The 21,561-nt window shown below is 54.2% G+C and carries 18 protein-coding genes; 11 read left to right on the top strand and 7 right to left on the bottom strand.

Translation table 11 applies throughout. The features are described 5' to 3' along the window. Nucleotides 1-49: 49 nt before the first annotated feature. Both pyrD and Q3H59_RS13235 read left to right on the top strand, forming a co-directional pair. The gene (pyrD, locus tag Q3H59_RS13240; protein WP_192413838.1) at nt 50-1,060 is read left to right on the top strand and encodes a quinone-dependent dihydroorotate dehydrogenase; all 1,011 of its coding nucleotides are present in this window, start codon (nt 50-52) and stop codon (nt 1,058-1,060) included. A 148-nt stretch (nt 1,061-1,208) separates the two neighbouring features. Further along, nucleotides 1,209-1,751, top strand: a complete 543-nt coding sequence (locus Q3H59_RS13235; protein WP_101760931.1) for a cell division protein ZapC — start codon at nt 1,209-1,211, stop codon at nt 1,749-1,751. 5 nt (nt 1,752-1,756) lie between these two features. On the opposite strand, the gene Q3H59_RS13230 is transcribed toward Q3H59_RS13235, so the two are convergent. After that, nucleotides 1,757-2,866 (bottom strand): YcbX family protein, encoded by a 1,110-nt coding sequence (locus Q3H59_RS13230; protein WP_309835282.1) that lies wholly within the window; start codon nt 2,864-2,866, stop codon nt 1,757-1,759. 108 nt (nt 2,867-2,974) lie between these two features. Between Q3H59_RS13230 and rlmKL the strand changes: the two genes are divergently transcribed. The 6 genes from rlmKL (at nt 2,975) to rmf (ending at nt 10,922) form a co-directional block, all read left to right on the top strand. Beyond that, on the top strand, nt 2,975-5,092 hold the full coding sequence (rlmKL, locus tag Q3H59_RS13225; RefSeq protein WP_192234381.1) for a bifunctional 23S rRNA (guanine(2069)-N(7))-methyltransferase RlmK/23S rRNA (guanine(2445)-N(2))-methyltransferase RlmL: 2,118 nt from the start codon (nt 2,975-2,977) through the stop codon (nt 5,090-5,092). Between the two features lie 5 nt (nt 5,093-5,097). Further along, nucleotides 5,098-7,008, top strand: a complete 1,911-nt coding sequence (locus Q3H59_RS13220; protein WP_137385513.1) for an ABC transporter ATP-binding protein — start codon at nt 5,098-5,100, stop codon at nt 7,006-7,008. Between the two features lie 15 nt (nt 7,009-7,023). Continuing rightward, the gene (gene pqiA / locus Q3H59_RS13215; RefSeq protein ID WP_309835280.1) at nt 7,024-8,307 is read left to right on the top strand and encodes a membrane integrity-associated transporter subunit PqiA; all 1,284 of its coding nucleotides are present in this window, start codon (nt 7,024-7,026) and stop codon (nt 8,305-8,307) included. Further along, on the top strand, nt 8,279-9,922 hold the full coding sequence (gene pqiB / locus Q3H59_RS13210; RefSeq protein WP_192413831.1) for an intermembrane transport protein PqiB: 1,644 nt from the start codon (nt 8,279-8,281) through the stop codon (nt 9,920-9,922). Before pqiA ends, pqiB begins: the two co-directional genes overlap by 29 nt. Then, nucleotides 9,919-10,485, top strand: coding sequence for a membrane integrity-associated transporter subunit PqiC (gene pqiC / locus Q3H59_RS13205; protein ID WP_101760925.1), 567 nt, complete (start codon nt 9,919-9,921; stop codon nt 10,483-10,485). Before pqiB ends, pqiC begins: the two co-directional genes overlap by 4 nt. Before the next feature lie 269 nt (nt 10,486-10,754). After that, entirely contained in the window at nt 10,755-10,922 is a 168-nt protein-coding gene (rmf, locus tag Q3H59_RS13200) for a ribosome modulation factor (protein WP_071531634.1), read from the top strand. 66 nt (nt 10,923-10,988) lie between these two features. On the opposite strand, the gene fabA is transcribed toward rmf, so the two are convergent. After that, on the bottom strand, nt 10,989-11,507 hold the full coding sequence (gene fabA, locus Q3H59_RS13195; protein ID WP_101760924.1) for a bifunctional 3-hydroxydecanoyl-ACP dehydratase/trans-2-decenoyl-ACP isomerase: 519 nt from the start codon (nt 11,505-11,507) through the stop codon (nt 10,989-10,991). A gap of 67 nt (nt 11,508-11,574) precedes the next feature. Beyond that, nucleotides 11,575-13,437, bottom strand: coding sequence for a Lon protease family protein (locus Q3H59_RS13190; RefSeq protein WP_309835276.1), 1,863 nt, complete (start codon nt 13,435-13,437; stop codon nt 11,575-11,577). A gap of 53 nt (nt 13,438-13,490) precedes the next feature. On the opposite strand from Q3H59_RS13190, the gene matP reads away from it, so the two are divergent. Beyond that, nucleotides 13,491-13,958, top strand: a complete 468-nt coding sequence (gene matP, locus Q3H59_RS13185; protein WP_309835274.1) for a macrodomain Ter protein MatP — start codon at nt 13,491-13,493, stop codon at nt 13,956-13,958. 75 nt (nt 13,959-14,033) lie between these two features. Here the strand turns inward: matP and ompA are convergent, their stop codons facing one another. Both ompA and sulA read right to left on the bottom strand, forming a co-directional pair. Next, nucleotides 14,034-15,101 (bottom strand): porin OmpA, encoded by a 1,068-nt coding sequence (gene ompA / locus Q3H59_RS13180; protein ID WP_192413827.1) that lies wholly within the window; start codon nt 15,099-15,101, stop codon nt 14,034-14,036. A 349-nt stretch (nt 15,102-15,450) separates the two neighbouring features. Beyond that, nucleotides 15,451-15,942: an SOS-induced cell division inhibitor SulA gene (sulA, locus tag Q3H59_RS13175; protein WP_101760921.1), complete on the bottom strand. Its 492-nt coding sequence runs from the start codon at nt 15,940-15,942 to the stop codon at nt 15,451-15,453. Between the two features lie 222 nt (nt 15,943-16,164). Here sulA and Q3H59_RS13170 point away from each other — a divergent pair, with 222 nt between their 5' ends. Next, nucleotides 16,165-16,794 (top strand): TfoX/Sxy family DNA transformation protein, encoded by a 630-nt coding sequence (locus Q3H59_RS13170; protein WP_101760920.1) that lies wholly within the window; start codon nt 16,165-16,167, stop codon nt 16,792-16,794. On the opposite strand, the gene yccS is transcribed toward Q3H59_RS13170, so the two are convergent. Together yccS and Q3H59_RS13160 are read right to left on the bottom strand one after the other, a co-directional pair. Continuing rightward, a complete protein-coding gene (gene yccS / locus Q3H59_RS13165) occupies nt 16,791-18,929 on the bottom strand; it encodes a YccS family putative transporter (protein WP_192234372.1) in 2,139 nt (712 codons plus the stop codon). The two genes, Q3H59_RS13170 and yccS, sit on opposite strands and share 4 nt — an antisense overlap. A gap of 9 nt (nt 18,930-18,938) precedes the next feature. Continuing rightward, nucleotides 18,939-19,382 carry a YccF domain-containing protein gene (locus Q3H59_RS13160; protein WP_008101434.1) on the bottom strand — a complete coding sequence of 148 codons (444 nt, stop codon included), beginning with the start codon at nt 19,380-19,382 and terminating at the stop codon, nt 18,939-18,941. Nucleotides 19,383-19,505: 123 nt separating this feature from the next. Between Q3H59_RS13160 and helD the strand changes: the two genes are divergently transcribed. Next, nucleotides 19,506-21,560: a DNA helicase IV gene (helD, locus tag Q3H59_RS13155; protein WP_192413825.1), complete on the top strand. Its 2,055-nt coding sequence runs from the start codon at nt 19,506-19,508 to the stop codon at nt 21,558-21,560. The last annotated feature ends 1 nt before the right edge of the window (nt 21,561 follow it).

Here is a 21,561-nt window from a genome sequence, read left to right as displayed (position 1 = left end):
TTTTCCCGTGCACCCCGACTTCCCTGGTTTCCGTCATTGAGGAGAGTGCATGTTATATCCTATCGTCCGGCCAGCGCTGTTTAAGCTTGATCCTGAGCGTGCGCACGAACTCACCTTTCAACAACTGCGTTTTATTAGCGGCACTCCGCTGGAAGGGCTGATTCGCCAGTCGCTGCCATCACGTCCGGTAACCTGCATGGGATTAACCTTCCCGAACGCGCTCGGCTTAGCGGCCGGTCTCGATAAGAATGCCGAGTGCATTGATGCCTTCGGCGCGATGGGCTTTGGTTTTGTCGAAGTGGGAACGGTAACGCCGCTGGCACAACCGGGAAATGATAAACCGCGTATGTTCCGCTTAGTGCCTGCCGAAGGGATTATTAACCGCATGGGGTTTAATAATCTCGGCGTTGATCATCTGATTGCCAACGTTAAAAAGTCGCGCTTTAAGGGCATTCTCGGCATCAATATTGGCAAAAATAAAGATACGCCGGTCGAGAAAGGCAAAGACGATTATCTGATCTGCATGGAAAAGGTATATGCCCACGCCGGTTATATCGCCATCAATATTTCGTCACCCAACACGCCAGGATTACGCACGCTGCAATATGGCGAAGCGTTGGACGATCTTCTTTCTGCCATCAAATTAAAACAGCAAGAACTACAACAAAGGCACCTTAAATATGTGCCGGTGGCGGTAAAGATCGCGCCGGATCTGACTGAAGAAGAATTGATCCAGGTTGCCGACAGTTTGGTGCGCCACAATATTGATGGTGTGATTGCCACCAATACCACGCTTGATCGTTCGCTGGTCACCGGCCTTAAATACGCCGAAGAAATGGGCGGATTAAGTGGTCGTCCGGTGCAGTCACGCAGCACCGAAGTGATTCGCCGCCTGGCGCAAGAGCTGCAGGGCCGCTTACCTATTATCGGCGTCGGTGGTATTGATTCGCTGGTTTCTGCGCGTGAGAAAATTACCGCGGGCGCAACATTAGTGCAGATATACTCTGGATTTATTTATAAAGGCCCAAGCTTAATTAAAGATATCGTGACCTACCTCTAAGACATTTCCCACTTTACTGCGCCGAGGGGTTTATTTATCCCTTCGGCTCGTTTATATTTTGTCCTGCTGATGCATTTTTCAGCTTTTTCTCAGATTTATTTTTTTAATTAAGCGCCGTTTAGCGCAGCGATAAACCACAGGGCAGATCATGAAAATCAAACCTGATGACAACTGGCGTTGGTATTTCGACGCTGATCATGACCGCATGATGCTGGATTTAGCCGACGGCATGTTATTTCGCTCGCGCTTCTCGCGCAAAATGCTGACGCCTGATGCCTTTAATGTCAGCGGTTTTTGCGTTGATGACGCCGCGCTCTATTTTAGCTTTGAAGAACGTTGCCGTCAGAGTGGATTAAAAGGCGATCAGCGTGCGGAATTAGTGTTAAACGCGCTGGTGGCCAGTCGTTTTCTCAAACCCCTGATGCCAAAAAGCTGGCACTTCACGAATCATGCGCACAGCTGGCAGCCAGCAGCGGGCGATATGGTGGCGGTGACGCTGGCTGATAGCGGCGAACAGGCACAACTGTTTGTGGTTGAAAGCGGTGAAAATGCCGCGCTGTGCTTATTAGCGCAAAACGCGCTAACCGTGGCGGGTAAAGGTATGCAGTTGGGTGATGCGATAAAGATCATGAACGATCGTCTGCGTCCACAGCAGCAGGAACAAACCGCCCACTTTGCGCGGGCGGTGTAATCGGCTTACGCCAGTTCGATATCGCCTGCCGGAATACAGCTGCAGCTTAAGATGGTACCATCCGCGCGCACCGCGCTTTTCTTCAGTGCCTTCACTTCACCCGCCACCAACGTCACTTTGCAGCTGCCACAAATCCCGGCGCGGCACGAGTAGGGAATGCGGAAACCCTGCATTTCCAACTGTTCTAGCAGCACTTGCTGATTGTCGCCGCTAAAGCTCGTCCCCTGATAATCGATGCTCACCGCACTGTGGCTGCTGGCGGCTGGCGCCAGCGTTTCGACCACGGCGCCCGCACCGTAAGCGCGTGGGGTTTGCTTCTCGATAATGGTCACCGCATCGCCGACGCGAATAATGCCGCTATTAAGGGCGATCAAATTCAGGCCGAAATCGATATCGCCGCTGCCATCCTGCGCGCTGCGAAAACCCTGCAAGGTCGAGAGCGGTTCGCCATCAGGATGTTTACGGCCGCTTTCGGTACCGACGGTGGTAAACACGCAGCGGCTGCACGGCTTCGGCATCTCAAAGGTGATCTCGCCAATTTGCAGGCGTTTCCAGCTATCTTCTTCCCAGGCAGCGGCGCCGCTCACCACCAGATTGGGACGGAACTGCTCAACGCGCACGCTGGCCGGACAGCGCTGCTGCAGATCCTGCAACGAGGCCATATTCACCAGCAGGTAAGGAAAACCGTCGGCAAAGCTTAGCGGCACATGATCAAAACGCTTCACGCGGCGCGTCGGTTGCACGCCGGTCCAGCGCAGCTGCACCGGACGCGGGAAGAAGGTGCTTAACCAGCTGTTGATCGCGTCAGGCGCAACGCGCGCGGTGAAATGGTTGCCCCAGACTTCGGTGGGTGACTGCTCAGCGGTGAAATCAGCGAAGCGGATCAGCGCCTGCGAACCATCCGGTGCCTGCAGAAACAGCCCGTCCGGCAGCAGCGCCGGGGTAAAGCGCACCATTTCCGGAAACTGGCGGGCGGTCACGAACGTGCCGTCCCGTTCGGTCACCATAAAGATGCGATCAAAGCCCAGACCGCTTTCCAGCACCTGCGCATGTGACAGTTGCAGACCGCGCATAGATTTAACGGGATGGATGTAAAGGCGTGAAAGCGTAATCATCACCACTCCAAAAAAGGGGTCATAAGTTTTAAAGAAGCTAACTTTATGACATAGCACGCTGATTCGCTATAATGCGCAGCAATTTAAGCAAGAGTAAAAAGTGACGATATGAATTCTCTGTTTGCCAGTACGGCGCGTGGGCTCGAAGAGCTGTTGAAAAGTGAGCTAGACGCGCTGGGTGCGCAGGATTTGCAGGTGGTGCAGGGCGGCGTCCACTTTCAGGCCGACGACCATGTAATGTACCAAAGCCTGCTGTGGAGCCGTCTGGCTTCGCGCATTTTGCTGCCGCTGGGAGAATTTGGCGTCTGGAGCGATCTCGATCTTTACGTGGGGGCGCAAAGTATCCCGTGGACCGAGATGTTCGACAGCAACACCAGTTTTGCCATCCATTTTAGCGGCACCAACGAGGTGATCCGCAACAGCCAGTTCGGTGCGCTGCGCATTAAAGATGCCATCGTCGATAGTTTTACCCGCCAGAATCTGGAGCGCCCGAACGTTGATCGTGAACAACCGGGCATCCGCATCAATGCGTGGCTGAACAAAGATCGCGTCAGCATCGCGCTGGATCTAAGCGGTGATTCACTGCATCAGCGCGGCTATCGCCAGCAAACCGGCGCAGCGCCGCTAAAAGAAACCTTAGCGGCAGCCATCGTGATGCGTTCCGGTTGGCAGAGCAGCACGCCGTTGGTCGATCCGATGTGTGGTTCCGGTACGCTGCTGCTGGAAGCGGCGTTGATCGCCTGCGATCGCGCGCCTGGCCTGCTGCGTACCCATTGGGGCTTCAATCGCTGGAAGAAACATAATCAGGCTGCATGGCAGGAAGTTCATGCTGCCGCAAAAGAGCGCGCGCGCGTGGGTACCGCCGCTGCGACCGCCCGTTTCTTTGGCTACGATAATGACAGCCGCGTGCTGGAATCGGCGCGCGCCAACGCCCGTCGTGCAGGCGTGTTCGAGCTGTTCACCTTTGCGCAGCAGGATGTGATTAAGCTGAAGAATCCGCTGGCGGGCAAAGAGATTACCGGCACGGTATTGAGCAACCCGCCGTACGGTGAGCGTCTGGAAAGCGAACCGGCGCTGATTGCGCTGCACAGCCAGCTGGGCCGCATCATGAAGCAGCACTTCGGCGGCTGGAATCTGTCGCTGTTCAGCGCTTCGCCAGAGCTGCTGAGCTGCTTGCAACTGCGTGCCGATCGCCAGTTCAAAGCCAAAAATGGCCCGCTGGAGTGCGTGCAGAAAAACTATCAGCTGGCTGCGACCAGCGCAGAAGGCGGCGCGCAGATCGCCGAAGATTTTGCTAACCGTCTGCGCAAGAACCTGAAGAAGCTGGATAAATGGGCGCGTCAGTCGAATATCGATTGCTATCGTCTGTATGACGCCGATCTGCCTGAGTACAACGTAGCGGTCGATCGTTACGCTGATTGGGTGGTGATTCAGGAGTATGCGCCGCCGAAAACCGTGGACGCCAACAAAGCGCGTCAGCGTCTGTTCGATGTGATCAGCGCTACACTGAGCGTGCTGGAGATCCCGGCCAATCGTCTGGTAATGAAGACCCGCGAGCGCCAAAAAGGCAAAAGCCAGTATCAAAAGCTGGGCGAGAAGGGCGATTTCTTCGAAGTGCAGGAATTTGATGCGCGCCTGCTGGTGAATCTCACCGATTATCTGGATACTGGTTTGTTCCTCGATCACCGTATCGCGCGCCAGATGCTGGGCAAAATGAGCGCAGGCAAAGATTTCCTCAATCTGTTTGCGTATACCGGCACCGCCAGCGTACACGCCGGTTTGGGTGGCGCGAAAACCACCACCACCGTGGATATGTCGCGTACTTATCTGGAGTGGGCCGAGCGCAACCTGCGCCTTAACGGTTTAACCGGCCGTAATCATCGCCTGATGCACGCCGATTGCCTGAGCTGGTTGCGTGAGAGTGACGAACAGTTCGATTTGATCTTTATCGATCCGCCGACGTTCTCTAACTCTAAGCGCATGGAAGACGATTTCGACGTGCAGCGCGATCACATGATGCTGATGCAGAACCTGAAACGTTTGCTGCGTCGCGGTGGCACCATTATGTTCTCCAACAACAAGCGCGGCTTCAAAATGGATCTCGACGGCTTAGAACGTCTGGGTCTGCAGGCGCAGGAAATTACCCAAAAAACGCTGTCGCAGGATTTCGCGCGCAACCGTCAAATTCACAACTGCTGGCTGGTTAGCCACGCCGGTAAGGAATAAGTTTTATGTCACTGATCAGTATCCATGGCGCTTACCTCTCGTTCAGCGATGCGCCGCTGTTGGATAACACCGAACTGCATATCGAAGAGGGCGAACGCGTCTGTCTGGTTGGCCGTAACGGCGCCGGTAAATCGACGCTGATGAAAATCATCAACGGCGAACAGCCGCTGGATGACGGCCGCATCATTTATGAACAGGATTTGGTGGTGGCGCGTCTGCAACAGGATCCGCCACGCAACATTACCGGTTCTGTTTATGACTTCGTTGCCGAAGGCGTGGCCGAGCAGGCGGAGCATCTCAAGGCTTATCACGCGATTTCCCATTTGGTGATGGAAGATCCGAGCGAGAAGAACCTGAACGAGATGGGCCGTTTGCAAACCATCCTTGACCATCAGAATCTGTGGCAGCTGGATAGCCGCATCAACGACGTGCTGCAGCAGATTGGTCTGGATGCGGATACCGAGTTGTCTTCGCTGTCTGGCGGCTGGCTGCGTAAAGCGGCGTTGGGCCGCGCGCTGGTGAGCAACCCGCGCGTACTGATGCTCGACGAACCGACCAACCACCTTGATATCGAAACCATTGATTGGCTGGAAACGTTCCTCAAGACATTCACCGGCAGCATTATCTTCATTTCGCATGACCGTTCGTTTATTCGCAACATGGCGACGCGCATTGTCGATCTTGATCGCGGCAAGCTGGTTTCCTGGCCGGGCAACTACGATCTGTTCCTGACCGGCAAAGAAGAAGCGCTGCGTGTCGAAGAGATGCAGAACGCCGAGTTTGACCGCAAGCTGGCGCAGGAAGAAGTGTGGATCCGTCAGGGCATCAAAGCGCGCCGCACGCGTAACGAAGGCCGTGTACGTGCCTTGAAAGCGCTGCGTAACGAGCGCTCTGCACGTCGTGAAGTGATGGGCAAAGCCAATATGCAAGTCGGCGAAGCGGCACGTTCAGGCAAAATCGTGTTTGAGATGGAAGATGTCAATTACAGCGTGGGTGGCAAAACCCTGGTGAAAGACTTCTCTACTCAGGTGCAGCGCGGCGACAAAATCGCCCTGATTGGCCCGAACGGTTGCGGTAAAACCACCTTGCTGCGTTTGATGCTGGATCAGCTGAAAGCCGACAGCGGCCGCGTGCATTGCGGTACCAAGCTGGAAATCGCTTACTTCGATCAGCACCGCGCTGAGCTGGATCCGGATCGTACCGTGATGGATAACCTCGCTGAAGGTAAGCAGGAAGTGATGGTTAACGGCAAACCGCGCCACGTGCTCGGTTACCTGCAGGACTTCCTGTTCCATCCGAAACGCGCCATGACGCCGGTGCGCGCCTTGTCCGGCGGTGAGCGTAACCGCCTGCTGCTGGCGCGTCTGTTCCTCAAGCCAAGCAACCTGCTGATTCTCGATGAACCGACCAACGACCTCGACGTCGAAACGCTGGAATTGCTGGAAGAGCTGGTGGATGGTTATCAGGGCACCGTGATGTTGGTGAGCCACGACCGTCAATTCGTCGACAACACCGTGACCGAGTGCTGGATCTTTGAAGGCAACGGCGAAATCGGCACCTTTGTCGGTGGCTATCACGATGCTCAGCAGCAGCGCGCAGCCTATAAGCAGGGTAAAGCCTCGCAGGCTAAACCGGCTACACCGGTGAAAACCGCTGAGAAAAGTGACGCCGCCAAACGTCCGGCCAACAAGCTAAGCTATAACCTGGCACGTGAGCTGGAACAGCTGCCACAAAAACTGGAGCAGCTGGAAACCCGCATCGGTGAGTTGCAGGCTAAAATGAGTCATCCAGATTTCTTCAGCCAGCCACACGATAAAACCCAGCCGGTTCTGGATGCGTTAGCGCAAACCGAGCAGGAGCTGGAAGTGGCGTTCGAACGCTGGGAAGAGCTGGAAGCACTGAAAAACGGCGCGTAATCGGAAGGAGTCAGCATGTGTGCAGCGGATCAAGCGCATCAGTGGAGTCTTTGTCCACAGTGTGATTTAACAGTAAAGCTGCCCGCTGTACCGGTTGGCAGCCGTGCGCGTTGCCCGCGTTGTCACACCACGCTGCAAGCCAACTGGGAGGAGCCGCGTCGACGTCCGACCGGCTACGCCTTTTCGGCGCTGTTCATGCTGGTGCTGGCCAATCTGTTTCCTTTCATCAATATGCACGTCGCGGGATTGAGCAGCCAGATATCGCTGCTCGAAATTCCCCAGGTGATGGATCGCGAAGATTACCGCAGCCTGGCAACGCTGTTTCTGCTGTTTGTGCAGGGCATTCCTGCCTTCTGCATGATCACCATTATTCTGCTGGTCAATAACGTCCGCATGCCGCACAGCCTGCGGCTTGGGTTGGCGCGCGTGCTGTTTCAGCTGCGTAGCTGGGGCATGGCGGAAATTTTTATGGCCGGCGTGCTGGTCAGTTTCGTTAAGCTGATGGCGTATGGTGAGATTGGCCTCGGCAGCAGTTTTTGGCCGTGGTGTCTGTTCTGCGTGTTGCAATTGCGCGCTTTTCAATGTGTTGATCGCCGTTGGGTGTGGCACCGCATCAATCCGTTACCGCCGTTGCCGAAAACGCCGCTGGCCGGTGTTAGCGGCCTCAAGCAAGGTTTGCGTAGCTGTCCGTGTTGTACCGCGATTCTGCCCGCTGACCAACTGGCGTGCCCGCGTTGTGGTGTGAAGGCGCATGCGCGCCGCAAGCACAGTCTGCAGTGGACGCTGGCGCTGCTGATCACCTCGGTGATGCTCTACATTCCCTCGAATATCATGCCGATCATGGTGACCGAAACGCTCGGTTCGCAATATCCTTCGAACATTATGGCCGGGGTAATTTTGCTATGGAGCGACGGTTCGTGGCCGGTGGCGCTGGTGATCTTCATCGCCAGTATCATGGTGCCTTCGCTGAAAATGCTGGCGATTGCCTGGCTGTGCTGGCACGGCAGCGGACGCGGTGGGCGCGATGATGAAAAGATGCACGTGGTTTATGAGGTGGTTGAATTCGTTGGCCGTTGGTCAATGATTGATGTGTTTGTAATCGCCGTTCTCTCTGCGCTGGTGCGGATGGGTCGGCTGATGAGCGTGTATCCTGCGCCGGGCGCGCTGCTGTTTGCCATGGTGGTCATCCTCACCATGTTTGCCGCAATGACCTTTGATCCGCGCCTGCTGTGGGATCGACAACGAGAAACTGAACGTAAGGAGCCGCGTCTTGACGGACAACCATCACGGGACTGCTAAGGTCGACCAGATTAAACGCTGGTCGCCGGTCTGGATTGTACCTATTGTCACGCTGTTAATCGGCGGATGGATTCTTTTTTATCACTTCAGCCATCAGGGCCCGGAAGTGACGCTGATTACCGAGAATGCGGAAGGCATCGAAGCCGGTAAAACCACCATTAAGAGCCGCAGCGTCAACGTCGGTGTGGTGGAAAGCGCGGTTCTGACCGACGATTTGCACCATGTAGAGATTAAAGCGCGTCTTAATTCGGGCATGGAAAAGTTGCTGCAGGGCGACAGCGCATTTTGGGTGGTGAAACCGCAAATTGGTCGCGAAGGCATTACCGGATTGGGCACGCTGCTTTCCGGTGCCTATATCGAGCTGCAGCCGGGCGCGAAGGGCGATAAGCCGGAACGTTATCAACTGCTGGATGCACCGCCGCTGGCGCCGCCGGATGCCAAAGGCATTCGCATAACGCTCGACAGTAAAAAAGCCGGTCAGCTTAATGCGGGCGATCCGGTGCTGTTCCGCGGTTATCGCGTAGGTTCAGTGGAAACCAGCAACTTTGATACCGATAAACGCATGATGACTTATCAGCTGTTTATCTCGGCGCCTTACGATCGCCTGATCACCACCAACGTGCGTTTCTGGAAAGACAGTGGTATTGCCGTCGATATGTCTGCATCAGGCATGCGCGTAGAGATGGGATCGCTCACTACGCTATTCAGCGGCGGCGTCAGCTTTGATGTGCCGGACGGCGCTGAGCTGGGCCGGGCGGCGGAGAACAAGGCGGAATACCATCTGTACGACGATCAGCGCAGCATCCAGGATTCGCTCTACAGTGCTCATACCGATTTCCTGCTGTTCTTCACCGATTCAATTCGCGGCTTGCAGGTTGGCGCACCGGTTGAGTTCCGCGGCATTCGTTTGGGTACGGTGTCACAAGTGCCTTATATGATTCCGGGCGTGAATCAGGCGCTGAATACGGATTATCGTGTGCCGGTGCTGATTCGCATTGAGCCGGATCGGTTTGTTAATCGCCTGGGCGGAGATTTCAATCTTGAGCAGCATCTGCAGGATGGCAAAAAACGCGGTCTGCGTGCGACGCTGAAAACCGGCAACCTGCTGTCTGGCGCGCTTTTTATCGACCTCGATTTCTACGATAACGCACCGGCGTATCAAGGCCCGAATCAGGTGGCTGGCCTGGAAGTGATTCCAACCGTCAGCGGCGGCCTGGCGCAGATTCAGCAGAAACTGATGGCGGCGCTGGATAAGATCAACGGCTTGCCACTTAATCCAGTGCTGAATGAAGCCACAGGTACCTTGAAAGAGAGCCAGCGCACCCTGCAGCGGCTGCAGAAAACGCTGGATAACCTTAATCAGATCACGGCGAATCCGGCGATGAAAACCCTGCCTTCAGACATGCAGCAAACCCTGCGCGAACTGAACCGCAGCATGAAAGGGCTGCAGCCAGGTTCACCGGCTTACAGCAAGCTGGTGGGCGATATGCAGCGGCTTGATCAGGTACTGCGAGAACTGCAGCCGGTGCTGAAAACGCTGAATAGCAAAAGTAACGCGCTGGTGTTTGAGGCCAAGCCGGGCCAGGATCCACAGCCAAAGAGGGCGAAACAGTGAAAAAAGGGCTAATTATCGGGGCGCTGTTGCTGCTGGCAGGCTGCAGCAGCACCATTGAAAATACCTATTATCAGCTGCCTGCGGGCAGCAATGTGGCGCGCGTTGAAAGTGCCGCGGGCACTGGCCAACCGATGATTTGGGTTGAGCAAGTAACGGTACCGGATTACATGGCGGGCAATGGCCTGGTCTATCAGACCAGCGATGTGAAGTACGTGATTGCAGCCAATAACCTGTGGGCCAGTCCGCTCGATCAACAGCTGCAGCAAACGTTGATCAGTAATCTCAGTAAAGCGCTACCTGGCCGCCTGGTTGCCGGTGCGCCGCTGGGCGATACGCACGATACGCTGTCGGTAAACGTTACCGGTTTCCAGGGACGCTACGATGGACAAGTGGTGGTGAGTGGCGAATGGTTACTGCAGCATCAAGGACGCCTAATCAAACATGGCTTTAATCTGACGCTGCCGCAAACCGAAGATGGCTACGATGCGCTGGTACGTACTCTGGCTCTCGGCTGGCAGCAAACCGCACAACAAATCGCAAATAGTGTCGTTTCGCTAAATTAAGATTTGTTCGATGCTTATGCTAAGTCCTTGATTTACTGTAGTGTGATCGCAGTCAAATCAGGGGCTTTTTTTATTGCCTAATCAGCCAGATAGACGATCAACTGACAATTCTACATGGCACTTTAACGTCAAAAACATGACATTGGCGTGAATTTTGCGCATTGACCTTTCTTCGGCATCGGGTTAGAACATTACTGTGGTTGAACATTATATCGCCACTCTTTCTTTCCACCCAGATTCCACCAGACCTGAAATGAGGGAAACGAGGCATGAAGAGACAGAAGAGAGACCGCCTGGAACGAGCACATTCACGAGGCTACCAAGCCGGTATTACGGGCCGCTCGAAAGAGATATGCCCTTATCAATTGATCGATGCACGGTCTCACTGGTTGGGAGGTTGGCGTCAAGCCATGGAGGACAGGTCAGCGGTGGCCTAGCACTGCTGGATGTCTAACATTATGGAAGAAACCTCCGCTGCGTGCGGAGGTTTTCATTTGGAAGGATTAGAAAGCTGAAGTGTCTTTGAACAGACCCACTTTCAAATCGGTCGCAGAGTAAATCAGGTTCCCGTCAACGAAGACTTCGCCATCTGCCACGCCCATCACCAGTTTACGGTTAATCACACGTTTGAAGTGAATTTTATAGGTCACTTTTTTGGCAGTAGGCAGGACTTGTCCAGTGAACTTCACTTCACCCACGCCCAACGCGCGGCCTTTACCTTCTGCGCCCAGCCAGCCGAGGTAGAAACCCACCAGCTGCCACATCGCATCCAGGCCGAGGCAACCCGGCATTACCGGATCGCCAATGAAGTGGCAGTCAAAGAACCACAGGTCAGGGCGGATATCCAGTTCGGCTTCGACGAAACCTTTATCGAATTTACCGCCGTCTTCGGTCATTTTGACCACGCGGTCCATCATCAACATGTTGTTGGATGGAAGCGGCGGTCCATTTTCGCCAAACAGTTCGCCGCGACCCGAGGCAATCAGGTCTTCTTTACTATAGGATTCGCGTTTATCTACCATGTTCTCAATATGCCTTCTTTTAGTGAAGCCCGAATATTAGCGAACAGTTGTACGCTGAGCAATGTTATCAGCTGTGGTTGAACCAGTTGAGCCAACGCAGTGGCCACGGACGCAGGCGAGCTTCCTGCTGGTTCAGCTGGGTAATACGTTCCTGAATGGTGCTAAGCAGAGATTCGCCGCTTTCACTCTGCCAGGCAATGCCGGTCAGCAGCGGCAACGCTTCATCTACGCTCTCAATGGCCCAAAGATGGAATTGTCCGGCCTTAACCGCTTCCACAACATCCTGATTCAGACTGAGATGGCGCGCGTTACTGGCAGGGAAAATGACACCTTGCTTGCCGGTCAATTCACGTGAATGACAGATTTGGAAGAAGCCTTCAATTTTTTCGTTCAGGCCGCCGACGGGCTGCACGTTACCAAACTGATCAACTGAGCCGGTCACCGCAATCTGCTGGTTAACCGGCTGATTAGCCAGCGCACTGATTAACGCACAGAGCTCGGCCAGCGAGGCGCTGTCGCCATCCACTTCGGAGTAGGATTGTTCAAACACCAGTGAAGCGGAGAAGGGCAGCTGTTGCTCCAGCTCCAGCTCGGCAATCAGGTAGGCTTGCATAATCATCATGCCTTTCGCATGGATGTTGCCACCTAATTCGGCTTTGCGCTCCACATCGGTGAACTCGCCATCGCCCGGATGTACCACACAGGTAATGCGCGAAGGTTCTCCCCACGGACGCGGATGGCCTGGGAACTCAACCACCGAAAGGCCGTTGATTTGCCCAACCACTTCGCCTTCGGTTTCAATCATGATCTGATTAAGCAGGATTTCATCACGCATGCGATCGGCGAGGAAGCCTTCACGCCATTGGCGCGCTTCCAGCGCTTCTTTCAACGCTTCGCCATTGATGCAGTCGCCATGCAGCGCCGCTTCTTGCAGCTGGCGACGCAGCCAGCGCGGGCAAAGCGGCAACGTGTCTTGATCACCGGTCATGCGTGCTGCTTCGGTGATCAACAATGGCCAGAAATCGGCTTCAGGCTGCGCTAATCCGGCTTGTTCGGCTTGCGTTAGCGTCCACTGGCACCATGACGTCATGTCATCTTCGTCGAGAATTTGTAAGCTCTCTTCGAATTCGCTATACAGCGCCATCTCATGAACTTCGACGTCCATTTCCTGGAAGGCGGCCAGTGCATCACGGTCGCCACACAGTACCAGACGCACTTGCAACGGTAGCGGGGGAATGGCAACGGGCAATGGTTGACGCTCATCCTGTGAATACCAATCGAAGCGACCTTGCTCAATACACTTACGCAAACGCAGCCACAGCAGCGGCTGTGCCAGTAAAGTGTTGACCGCAAGAATCAACGTACCGCCATTGGCGCGATGCAGTAAGCCCGGTTCAGGCTGCACACGGTCTTTATATTGACGTACGCAACCGAACAACTGTTCAGCTTCAATCCAGTCGGCGAAATGCACGCCGCCCTGACTGGTGAAGGGGCGATTGATATCGGTTGGCGGTAGAAGACTGACGGTATCACCCATCACATGATAGTCGCCACCGTAAAGAGAAATCTCATCCGGCTGGAAACGTTGCGCCGCATCGGCGATGCAGGCCAGGTAATCGCTGTTTTCCTGACTGCGTAACAGCAGCAGCGGAAAACCCAGGGTTTGATGATGCAAATGCGCCAGCGCATTCAGCAGACGCGGCTGAACCGCGGCAAGACTATCGCAATCTTCCAGTGAGACGTTCGAGAAAATGGATTGGTAGCGGTCGCTATCCGGCTGCAGGGCTTGCCACGTAATTTGAGTGCTGGTCAAAATATTCGCATTAGTCTGATTTAGGAAAAGCGCGATTATACAGGAATCAACCTGGTTAATCACGGCGGAGTTCCGGCCCGGATTGTGACGGCTGCAACATGTTTTTCCTTGCTGCATCCAGGAAAAAAGCTGTTATTCTTAGTTTGTTACGTGATCACGATGAGATTCCGATGAAATACCAGCAACTCGAAAATCTTGAAAGTGGATGGAAGTGGAAATACCTGGTGAAAAAGCATCGGGAGGGTGAACTGATCACCCGTCATCTTGAGCTTAGTGCGGCGCAAGCTGCGGTCGATACGTTGTTGTCGATGGAAAACAGCCCGGTTGAGGTTAACGAGTGGATCGCCCAGCACATTCATCCAGATTTGGAGAATCGTCTCAAGCAGACGATACGTGCACGTCGTAAACGTCACTTTAATGCTGAGCATCAGCACACGCGTAAGAAATCGATCGATCTGGAATATCTGGTGTGGCAGCGTCTGGCAGGATTGGCGCATCGTCGCAGTAATACGCTGTCAGAAACCATAGTTCAGTTAATTGAAGATGCTGAACGCAAAGAGAAGTACGCCAGCCAGATGTCTACGCTGAAGCAAGATCTGCAGGCGATCCTCGGAAATGGTGGCTCGGAAAAAGAGTAGAATCCCTTTTTCGTTCTCATTACATTCAGCCATAAAAAAACCCCGCCTTAGCGGGGTTTTTTACTGCGTGATAACTTAAGCCTGTGGCTGAGTTACAACGTCTTTGATACCTTTCACGTCAATTTCAACGCGACGGTCTGGCGCCAGGCAGTCGATCAGGGCATTGCGGCCTTTCACGCTGTCACAGGTGTTGCCAGTAACTGGGTTGGATTCGCCCATACCGCGTGCAGAGATCTTGTTAGAAGGGATACCTTTAGATACCAGGTAATCAACTACAGATTGCGCGCGCTTCTCAGACAGTTTCTGGTTGTACTGCTCTGAACCGATGCGATCGGTGAAGCCCAGTACTACAACAGAGCCGTCTTTCGGATCCATTGAGCTCAGCTGGCTGTACAGCTGATCAAGAGCCTGCTGACCTTCTGGCTTCAGAGTAGATTTGTTGAAGGTGAACAGAACGTCAGACTTCAGGGTGAAACGCTTGGTTTCAACAACTGGCGCTGGAGCTGGAGCCGGAGCTACAACTGGCGCTGCATCTTCATCCTGACCGAAACGGTAAGAAACGCCTACGCTCAGCATGCTGTTGTCTGGACGTGCACCAACGGTACCTGCGTCACCGATGTTGTTAACCCACTGGTAGTCCAGGCGAGTTGCCCAGTTTTTGGTCAGTGCGTATTCAACACCAACAGCAGCCAGCGGAGAAACGCCGGTGTCGTGGTCGCTGATGCGAACGCCGTTGTTGTTCTGAGTTGAATCAGCACGCCATACCATACCACCCAGACGGGTGTAGACATCGAAGTCTTCGGTAATTGGGTAGCTCAGTTTAGCAGCCAGCTGAACGCCTTGTGCTTTGAACGCGCCGTTGATGGTGTCGCCTTTGTTAGGCATACGGCCCAACCAGTCGTAGCCCAGCTCGAAGCCCAGGTACGGGTTAGCCTGATAACCCAGGAAAGCACCAGCACCCAGCTGAGATTCGTGAGTTGGACCGTCGTTGTTCGCGTAACCGTTACCGTAGTAACCAGTATCGTGATACTGAGACCAGCCCAGTTTAGCACCGGTGTACCAAGTGTTATCTTTAGGTGCGGCCTGCGCTACGGTAGCGAAGCCAGCCAGTGCCACTGCAATTGCGATAGCTGTCTTTTTCATTTTTGCGCCTCGTTATCATCCAAATAGGCAATGAGCAAAAAGGTTGCTCTTTGTGTTAATCCTTCGCCGGGTCTAAACGCTCGCTTTTGACTCTACCGAAAAAACGGAGGTTATTGAGCACCCTGGCGAGCTAAAGTCTACAACGAGATTGGAAACTTACAAGTATGATGTGACGCCGGGCAGCAAAAAAACAGCGATTTATACACACATTTTAACAAATCATATGGCTAAATCTTCGGTATTAGAAAACAAAAAAGCGTCTAAGCCATTGTCATAGCTGGCGGGAAAAGAATCAGTAGCTTAGATGCAACTTTTGCAAAAAAAATGCTGAGAAAATTCCTGGATTTACTTAATGAAACAAATCTGAGGGAATTTTTGACGCATTAGGTTGTCTGGAATGAGCATATTGACGTCCCTGTGGACGCAAAATCAGACCGAGTGCTTCACCTTCCGCCGCTGCTTGTTCCAATTCTAAACGCTCTTCATCACTCAATTCGTACGGAATCCAGGCAAGCACGACGCTGTAGTTACCTGTACGTAATGCCTTCACCATACTTTCAACGGTGTTAAAACGCTCAGATTCGGTGATATGCATACTCTTTTCTAACGGCAATCCCGACTGCTGCATCCAGCTACGATTTAGCTTATGAGCCGGAGTGAGCCACAGCTGCCAGCGCGATTGCTCGCTCAACTGTTTTAGTACCGGAAGCAGCATAAGTTGCATCATTTCAGGTTGTTCGCTGGAGCGCAGTTCAGTGATTCCACCCAGCGAAGGTTGCGCTAAGCCAGGTGAAGCGAAACGGTGTGAACGATCAGCAGGGCCAGAGAAATGAGTACGCATAATTTAATCACTCAGTAATGAACTGTATGGATGTACAGTAATGACTTCCTGGATAAAGATCAACCTCAATTTCTGAAAACGCCTCGCAATTTCTGCACAAGATCCCGCACTCCTGCTTTTATTCATTGAACAGCTAAATCGTTTTTTTTATCTTCTAACCAGATGAATCTGCGAGCTTTTATAGGAAATTTCCCGCGCATGGAATCCATTGAAGGGGGCGTTATGAAGAGATATAACCCGGTAGTTGAGCAATCGAAAGCGCAGTTGGCGGCATTAGGTAAAATTGAATCACGTACGCAATTTGGGGGGTATGCGCTGACTATTGAGAAGGTGATTTTTGCTTATATCAATGAAGATGCGCTTTATCTCCGAGCCAGCGAGGCGCTTCACGTCTATAACGCACAGCGTTCACTCGAACCGCTGATTTACCGCAAGCGTGGCGTGCCGGTGACCTTAAGCTACTTCAAAGTAGATACACAGTTATGGCAAAACCCCGAACAATTATTGCAGTTATCGGCTAGCTCATTGCGCGCCGCACAGGAGGAAGCGGCTACCAGACTTGTCTCGCTGCGATTGAAAGATCTGCCGAATTTAAGCCTGCGACTGGAGCTAATGCTGCATAAGGTGGGGATCAGTTCGGTGCGGTTGCTGTGTGAAACAGGATCGCGACAAAGCTGGCTGAAACTACGCGCGGTGAATAAGCACATTGGGTTAAAAACGCTGCTGGCGCTGGAAGGTGCAATATCAGGACATCATGAGGCGGCGTTACCCAGCGCCATCCGGCAAGAGCTCTATGCCTGGTATTTAAAAATGCTCCGCCAGCATGCGGCGGCGGAGCATCAGCAGCCTTAATCGTTGACGAGGGTGCGGCGTAGACGGGCAATTTCGGGCAGCAGCGCGACCAACAATCCCAATTGCTGAATCACTAATGGTGCGCGTGTATCCGGGCTGTTTTTCATCTCGCTCATGCGCTGCATTAGCGCCTGCTGCATCTCTGTGGCTTGCGTATCCGTAACCTGATCGATCTGCAGCACATCTTCTATGAAGCAGACCGCGTCATCCAGTAAGGTCAGCAAGGTACTATCTGCCAGCTGTTCGCGATGCGCTCCCAGCGCCGAGATATAGCTGAGGAAGGAGTGGTTCAGACACAGCAGTCGAAACGCATTCTCACGTAACGGTTGTTGTAGCTTAAGTTCACCACTGATGTTTGACACCACTGACGCTAGCTCAGCATCGGCGTTATGCGCATCGCGACGTGCCACGCGATAAGCCAGGCGATTGTCCTTGCCTTGATGGTATTGCTCCATAATCGCATCCAGATAGCGGCAGTTGGCATCCAATGTTCGATCGGCAACGGCGGTGATTTTGCGAAAACGCCAGTCAGGCCAGACAAAAGCCACCGCTAGCCATGCCAGGCCACAGCCAAGCAAGGTATCCACCACGCGCGGTAGCGCCACTTCAAAGCCTTCGCCGAGCAAATTGAAGCACAGCAGAACCAGCAAGGTGATAAACAACGTGGCTTGTGCATATTGAATCTGGCGGAATGCGAAGAACAGCACGCCGCTCAGCACAATCAGCACCAGTTGACCTTCAATCGAGGGCACCAGCCACAAGACCGGCAAACCGATGGCGATGCCGGCTAAGGTACCGCCGATACGCAAGGCGAGGCGGCGTCGGGTGGCGTTGTAATTGGGCTGGCAGACGAACAGGCTGGTCAGCAAGATCCAGTAACCGCGATCGACGCCGGTGATTTGAATAAAGGCGTAGCCAACACACAATACCAGCGACATACGCACTGCATGGCGGAACAGGGCAGATTGTGGGCTGAGATGGCGACTCAGGCGTAAGCGGATATCCGCCCAGCCGCTGAGCCCTTCGCGTGACAGATGGTGATCGCTCTGCGGGGACGGTTCGGCCAGCATCTGCTCTGACTCAATCGATGCCAGTTGCGCATCAATGGCACGCAGATTACGCAGCAGCCAGAACAGTGCGTGAATGTGTGGATCCTGCGGCTCGTTCTGCTGAAGGCGTTGCAGCGCGGTTTCCAGCCGTTCAAAGGTGCGTTCAAAATGGCTGTCGTGATGCCACGGCTGACGCAGCAAAATGGTCTCCGCCAGTTGCCGACACGCGCGCGCTTGCATGTTCATCAGGCGCTGGAAACGGAACAGCACTTCGTTGTAACGCCAGTTATCACGCAGCAAATGATATTGCAGATGCGAGGAGCTGGCGCGTTCATGGATATCCTGCGCGACAAAATAGTAGTGCAGGCTGCGACGCGTGCTGCGTGAACCGCGGTCGCCACGCAAACGACTTTGAATGGTGCTTTTAGTGAGATTGAGCTGGGCCACCAACTGGCTGTTGACCATCGCCGTGGCAACCAGCGTAGCGTCATCCTGATCGCCGCCATCGGGATCAAACAGGTTTGCTTTGGCTTCAAGATAGCGCGCCAGCTGGGAAAAACTGCCTGCCAGCTGTTCCTGCACCGGACGCACCGGAAACATCAAATGACCAACAAAGGTCAGCAAGTTGTACCAAAGGGCACCGATCAACAGCAGCGCTGGCTGCATCCACCACTGTGGGAACAAGCTGATGCCCAGCATGGTATAAACCGCAATCAGCAGCGCACCAAAGGCGATGGTGGCATAACGCTGTCCCAGCGCACCGAGCAAAATAAAGCCCCAGCTGGAAAGCGCCAGACCCAGAGCAAACGCCCACGGATGGGGGAACAGCAGTTCCACCGACACCGAAGCAATACAGAAACACACCAGGGTGATCAAAAGATTGCGTACACGCCCAATCCAGCGATCGTCGAGATCCGCCAGCGCCGCGGCGACCACGCCGAGCGTCAGCGGAATGGTCCACTCGATTTGGTGCAGCCACCACGGTACCGCCGCGCATCCGGTTAAGGCAAAGAAGATGCGCAGCAAGTAGCGCAGGCTGCTGTTAAACAGATAACGTCGCCAGCCTGGCAAGGCGTCATGAATCATTGAACGGCCTCAGTAGCGGCGACGCGCATTGGCTTCACGCGCAGCCTGCGCTTCTTCAACGGAGACCACGCGACGGCCAACCGGCCACAGCGCAATCGCGGCAATTTTGAAGTTGGCGATGCCAACAGGAATGCCGATGATGGTCAGACACTGCACGATACCGGCCGAGATATGCGCAAGACACAACCACCAGCCAAACAGTATCAGCCAGAAAATGTTAAGGAAGGTGCCGCCGGTATTCATCACATGGCTTTTACTGTCGGGACGCAGCACATCGACATGCACCGCTTCGTTGCCAAAGGGCAGCAGAGACAGTTTGGTGATTTCCCAGCAGGAACGCGTCAACGGCAGCGTAAAAATCAGCACGATGCTCACCAGCGTGGCAAACAGCCAGCTGAGGGTGGTGAAAAAGCCGCCGAGAATGAAATTAAGAATGTTAAGTACGGTACGCATAAACGTGTTTTTCCTTTTGCAATCCGCAATATGTGGCGCCAAGTTTAGCTCTTTTTAAGGCTGGAGCGCCAAGAGTCTGACAGGTAAACTGCGCGATATCGAATTCCACATGACGGTGCGGACATGGAACTGAAAGCAACATCAATGGGTAAACGTCTGGCACAGCATCCCTATAATCGGGTGCGCTTGCTGGCCGCCGGCGTGGAAGTCAGTGGCGATCGCCATGAATATCTGATTCCGTTTAACCAGTTGCTCAACATTGCCTGCAAACGCGGCATGGTATGGGGCGAACTGGAGTTTCTGCTGCCAGATGAGAAAGTGGTGCGCCTTCATGGCACCGAATGGCAGGAAACGCAGCGCTTTTTCCATTATTTGCAGCACGCCTGGCAGCAGTGGAGCCAGGAGATGAGCGAGGTGAGCGCGGAGGTGCTGGTCGCGCTGGAGCAGGAAATCCTCGCCTTCACCCAACAGGATCGCTGGTTGAAACGTAGTGAGCTGAGCGCGGTAAAAGAGAGCATTACACGCCAGTTTTCTGCCTTGCCGTTGCCTCTCGCGCGTATTGCCGAGTTTGACAACTGTCGTGAGCGCTGGGAATTCTGCCAGCAATGGCTGGAGCAAGGTGAAGCAGCGATCCGCCAACGCAATCGCCAATGGACCAGCAAGATCCTCAGCGACTATCACGAATTCTTCTCCACCGTTGAAACCACGCCGCTCAATCCATCGCAATGCGAAGCTGTAGTGAATGGCGAAGACGCGCTGCTGGTGCTGGCGGGCGCGGGCAGTGGCAAAACCTCGGTGCTGGTGGCGCGCGCCGGTTGGCTACTAAAACGCAAGCTGGCGCAAGCGGATCAAATTCTGTTGCTGGCGTTTGGTCGTCAGGCGGCAGAAGAGATGAATGACCGTATTCAAACGCGCCTTGGTGAAAGCGCGATTCAGGCGCGTACCTTCCATGCATTGGCGCTGCATATCATCCGCGAAGGCAGTAACAAACAACCGGTGATCAGCAAGCTGGAAAGCGACAGCAAGGCGCGGCGTCAGTTGCTGATAGAGACCTGGCGTGAGCAGTGCAACAGCAAGAAAGCGCAGGCCAGCGGCTGGCGTCAGTGGTTGCAGGATGAGCTGGAGTGGGAGATTCCCGAAGGTCCCTTTTGGCAAGATGACAAACTGGCGCAGCGCATCGCATCGCGCATGGAGCGCTGGCTGGGCTTGATGCGCATGCACGGCGGCGCGCAGGCGGCAATGATCGCGGATGTGGCAGAAGCGCAGCGCGATAATTTCAGCAAGCGTGTCAAACTGATGGCGCCACTGTTAAAGGCATGGAAAAGCGCGCTGAAAGAGGAGGGCGCGGTCGATTTCTCCGGGCTGATTCATCAGGCGATTGCCATTCTGGAGAAAGGGCGTTTTATCAGCCCGTGGAAGCATATTCTGGTCGATGAGTTTCAGGACATCTCACCGCAGCGAGCCGCACTGCTGACGGCGCTGCGTCAGCAAAACAAGCGAACCAGCCTGTACGCGGTGGGCGATGACTGGCAGGCAATCTATCGCTTTAGCGGTGCCGAAATGAGTTTGACCACCGCGTTCCATCACTATTTCGGCGATGGCGATCGCTGCGTGCTGGATACCACCTATCGCTTTAACGATCGTATTGGTGAGATAGCCAATCGCTTTGTACAACAGAACCCGCATCAGCTGCGCAAGCCGTTGAACAGCTTGTGCAAAGGTAATAAAAAATCGGTGACTTTGCTGCCGCAGGATCAACTGGAAGCGCTGTTCGATAAACTGAGCGGTTATGCCAAACCCGAAGAGCGCGTACTGCTGCTAGCGCGTTACCACCATTTGCGGCCGGCAATCCTCGATAAAGCTAAAACGCGCTGGCCAAAGTTAAAGCTGGATTTCATGACGATCCATGCCAGCAAAGGACAACAGGCGGATTTTGTTATTGTATTGGGGCTGCATCAGGGACGCGACGGTTTCCCGGCACAAGCGCGGGAATCCATCATGGAAGAGGGTTTGCTGCCGCAGCCGGAAGATTTCCCGGATGCGGAGGAGCGACGGCTGGCGTATGTGGCGATGACGCGTGCGCGCCAGCAGGTGTGGCTGATGTTCGATAAAGATCGGCCTTCGGTATTTGTCGAGCACCTGCGCGAATTAGGTGTGCCACAAAGCCGTAAGGCCTGAT

Source organism: Pantoea sp. SORGH_AS_0659, from assembly GCF_031453915.1.
Classification (GTDB): Bacteria; Pseudomonadota; Gammaproteobacteria; order Enterobacterales; family Enterobacteriaceae; genus Pantoea; species Pantoea leporis.
This window is presented reverse-complemented; position numbering and strand designations above follow the sequence as displayed.

Coding starts and splice junctions, on each gene's coding strand:
- rmf (WP_071531634.1), top strand. CDS start 10,755: ATGAAGAGACAGAAGAGAGACCGCCTGGAACGAGCACATTCACGAGGC.
- yccS (WP_192234372.1), bottom strand. CDS start 18,929: ATGATTCATGACGCCTTGCCAGGCTGGCGACGTTATCTGTTTAACAGC.
- sulA (WP_101760921.1), bottom strand. CDS start 15,942: ATGCGTACTCATTTCTCTGGCCCTGCTGATCGTTCACACCGTTTCGCT.
- Q3H59_RS13170 (WP_101760920.1), top strand. CDS start 16,165: ATGAAGAGATATAACCCGGTAGTTGAGCAATCGAAAGCGCAGTTGGCG.
- rlmKL (WP_192234381.1), top strand. CDS start 2,975: ATGAATTCTCTGTTTGCCAGTACGGCGCGTGGGCTCGAAGAGCTGTTG.
- Q3H59_RS13230 (WP_309835282.1), bottom strand. CDS start 2,866: ATGATTACGCTTTCACGCCTTTACATCCATCCCGTTAAATCTATGCGC.
- matP (WP_309835274.1), top strand. CDS start 13,491: ATGAAATACCAGCAACTCGAAAATCTTGAAAGTGGATGGAAGTGGAAA.
- helD (WP_192413825.1), top strand. CDS start 19,506: ATGGAACTGAAAGCAACATCAATGGGTAAACGTCTGGCACAGCATCCC.
- pyrD (WP_192413838.1), top strand. CDS start 50: ATGTTATATCCTATCGTCCGGCCAGCGCTGTTTAAGCTTGATCCTGAG.
- Q3H59_RS13235 (WP_101760931.1), top strand. CDS start 1,209: ATGAAAATCAAACCTGATGACAACTGGCGTTGGTATTTCGACGCTGAT.
- Q3H59_RS13220 (WP_137385513.1), top strand. CDS start 5,098: ATGTCACTGATCAGTATCCATGGCGCTTACCTCTCGTTCAGCGATGCG.
- ompA (WP_192413827.1), bottom strand. CDS start 15,101: ATGAAAAAGACAGCTATCGCAATTGCAGTGGCACTGGCTGGCTTCGCT.
- pqiA (WP_309835280.1), top strand. CDS start 7,024: ATGTGTGCAGCGGATCAAGCGCATCAGTGGAGTCTTTGTCCACAGTGT.
- fabA (WP_101760924.1), bottom strand. CDS start 11,507: ATGGTAGATAAACGCGAATCCTATAGTAAAGAAGACCTGATTGCCTCG.
- Q3H59_RS13190 (WP_309835276.1), bottom strand. CDS start 13,437: ATGCAGCAAGGAAAAACATGTTGCAGCCGTCACAATCCGGGCCGGAAC.
- Q3H59_RS13160 (WP_008101434.1), bottom strand. CDS start 19,382: ATGCGTACCGTACTTAACATTCTTAATTTCATTCTCGGCGGCTTTTTC.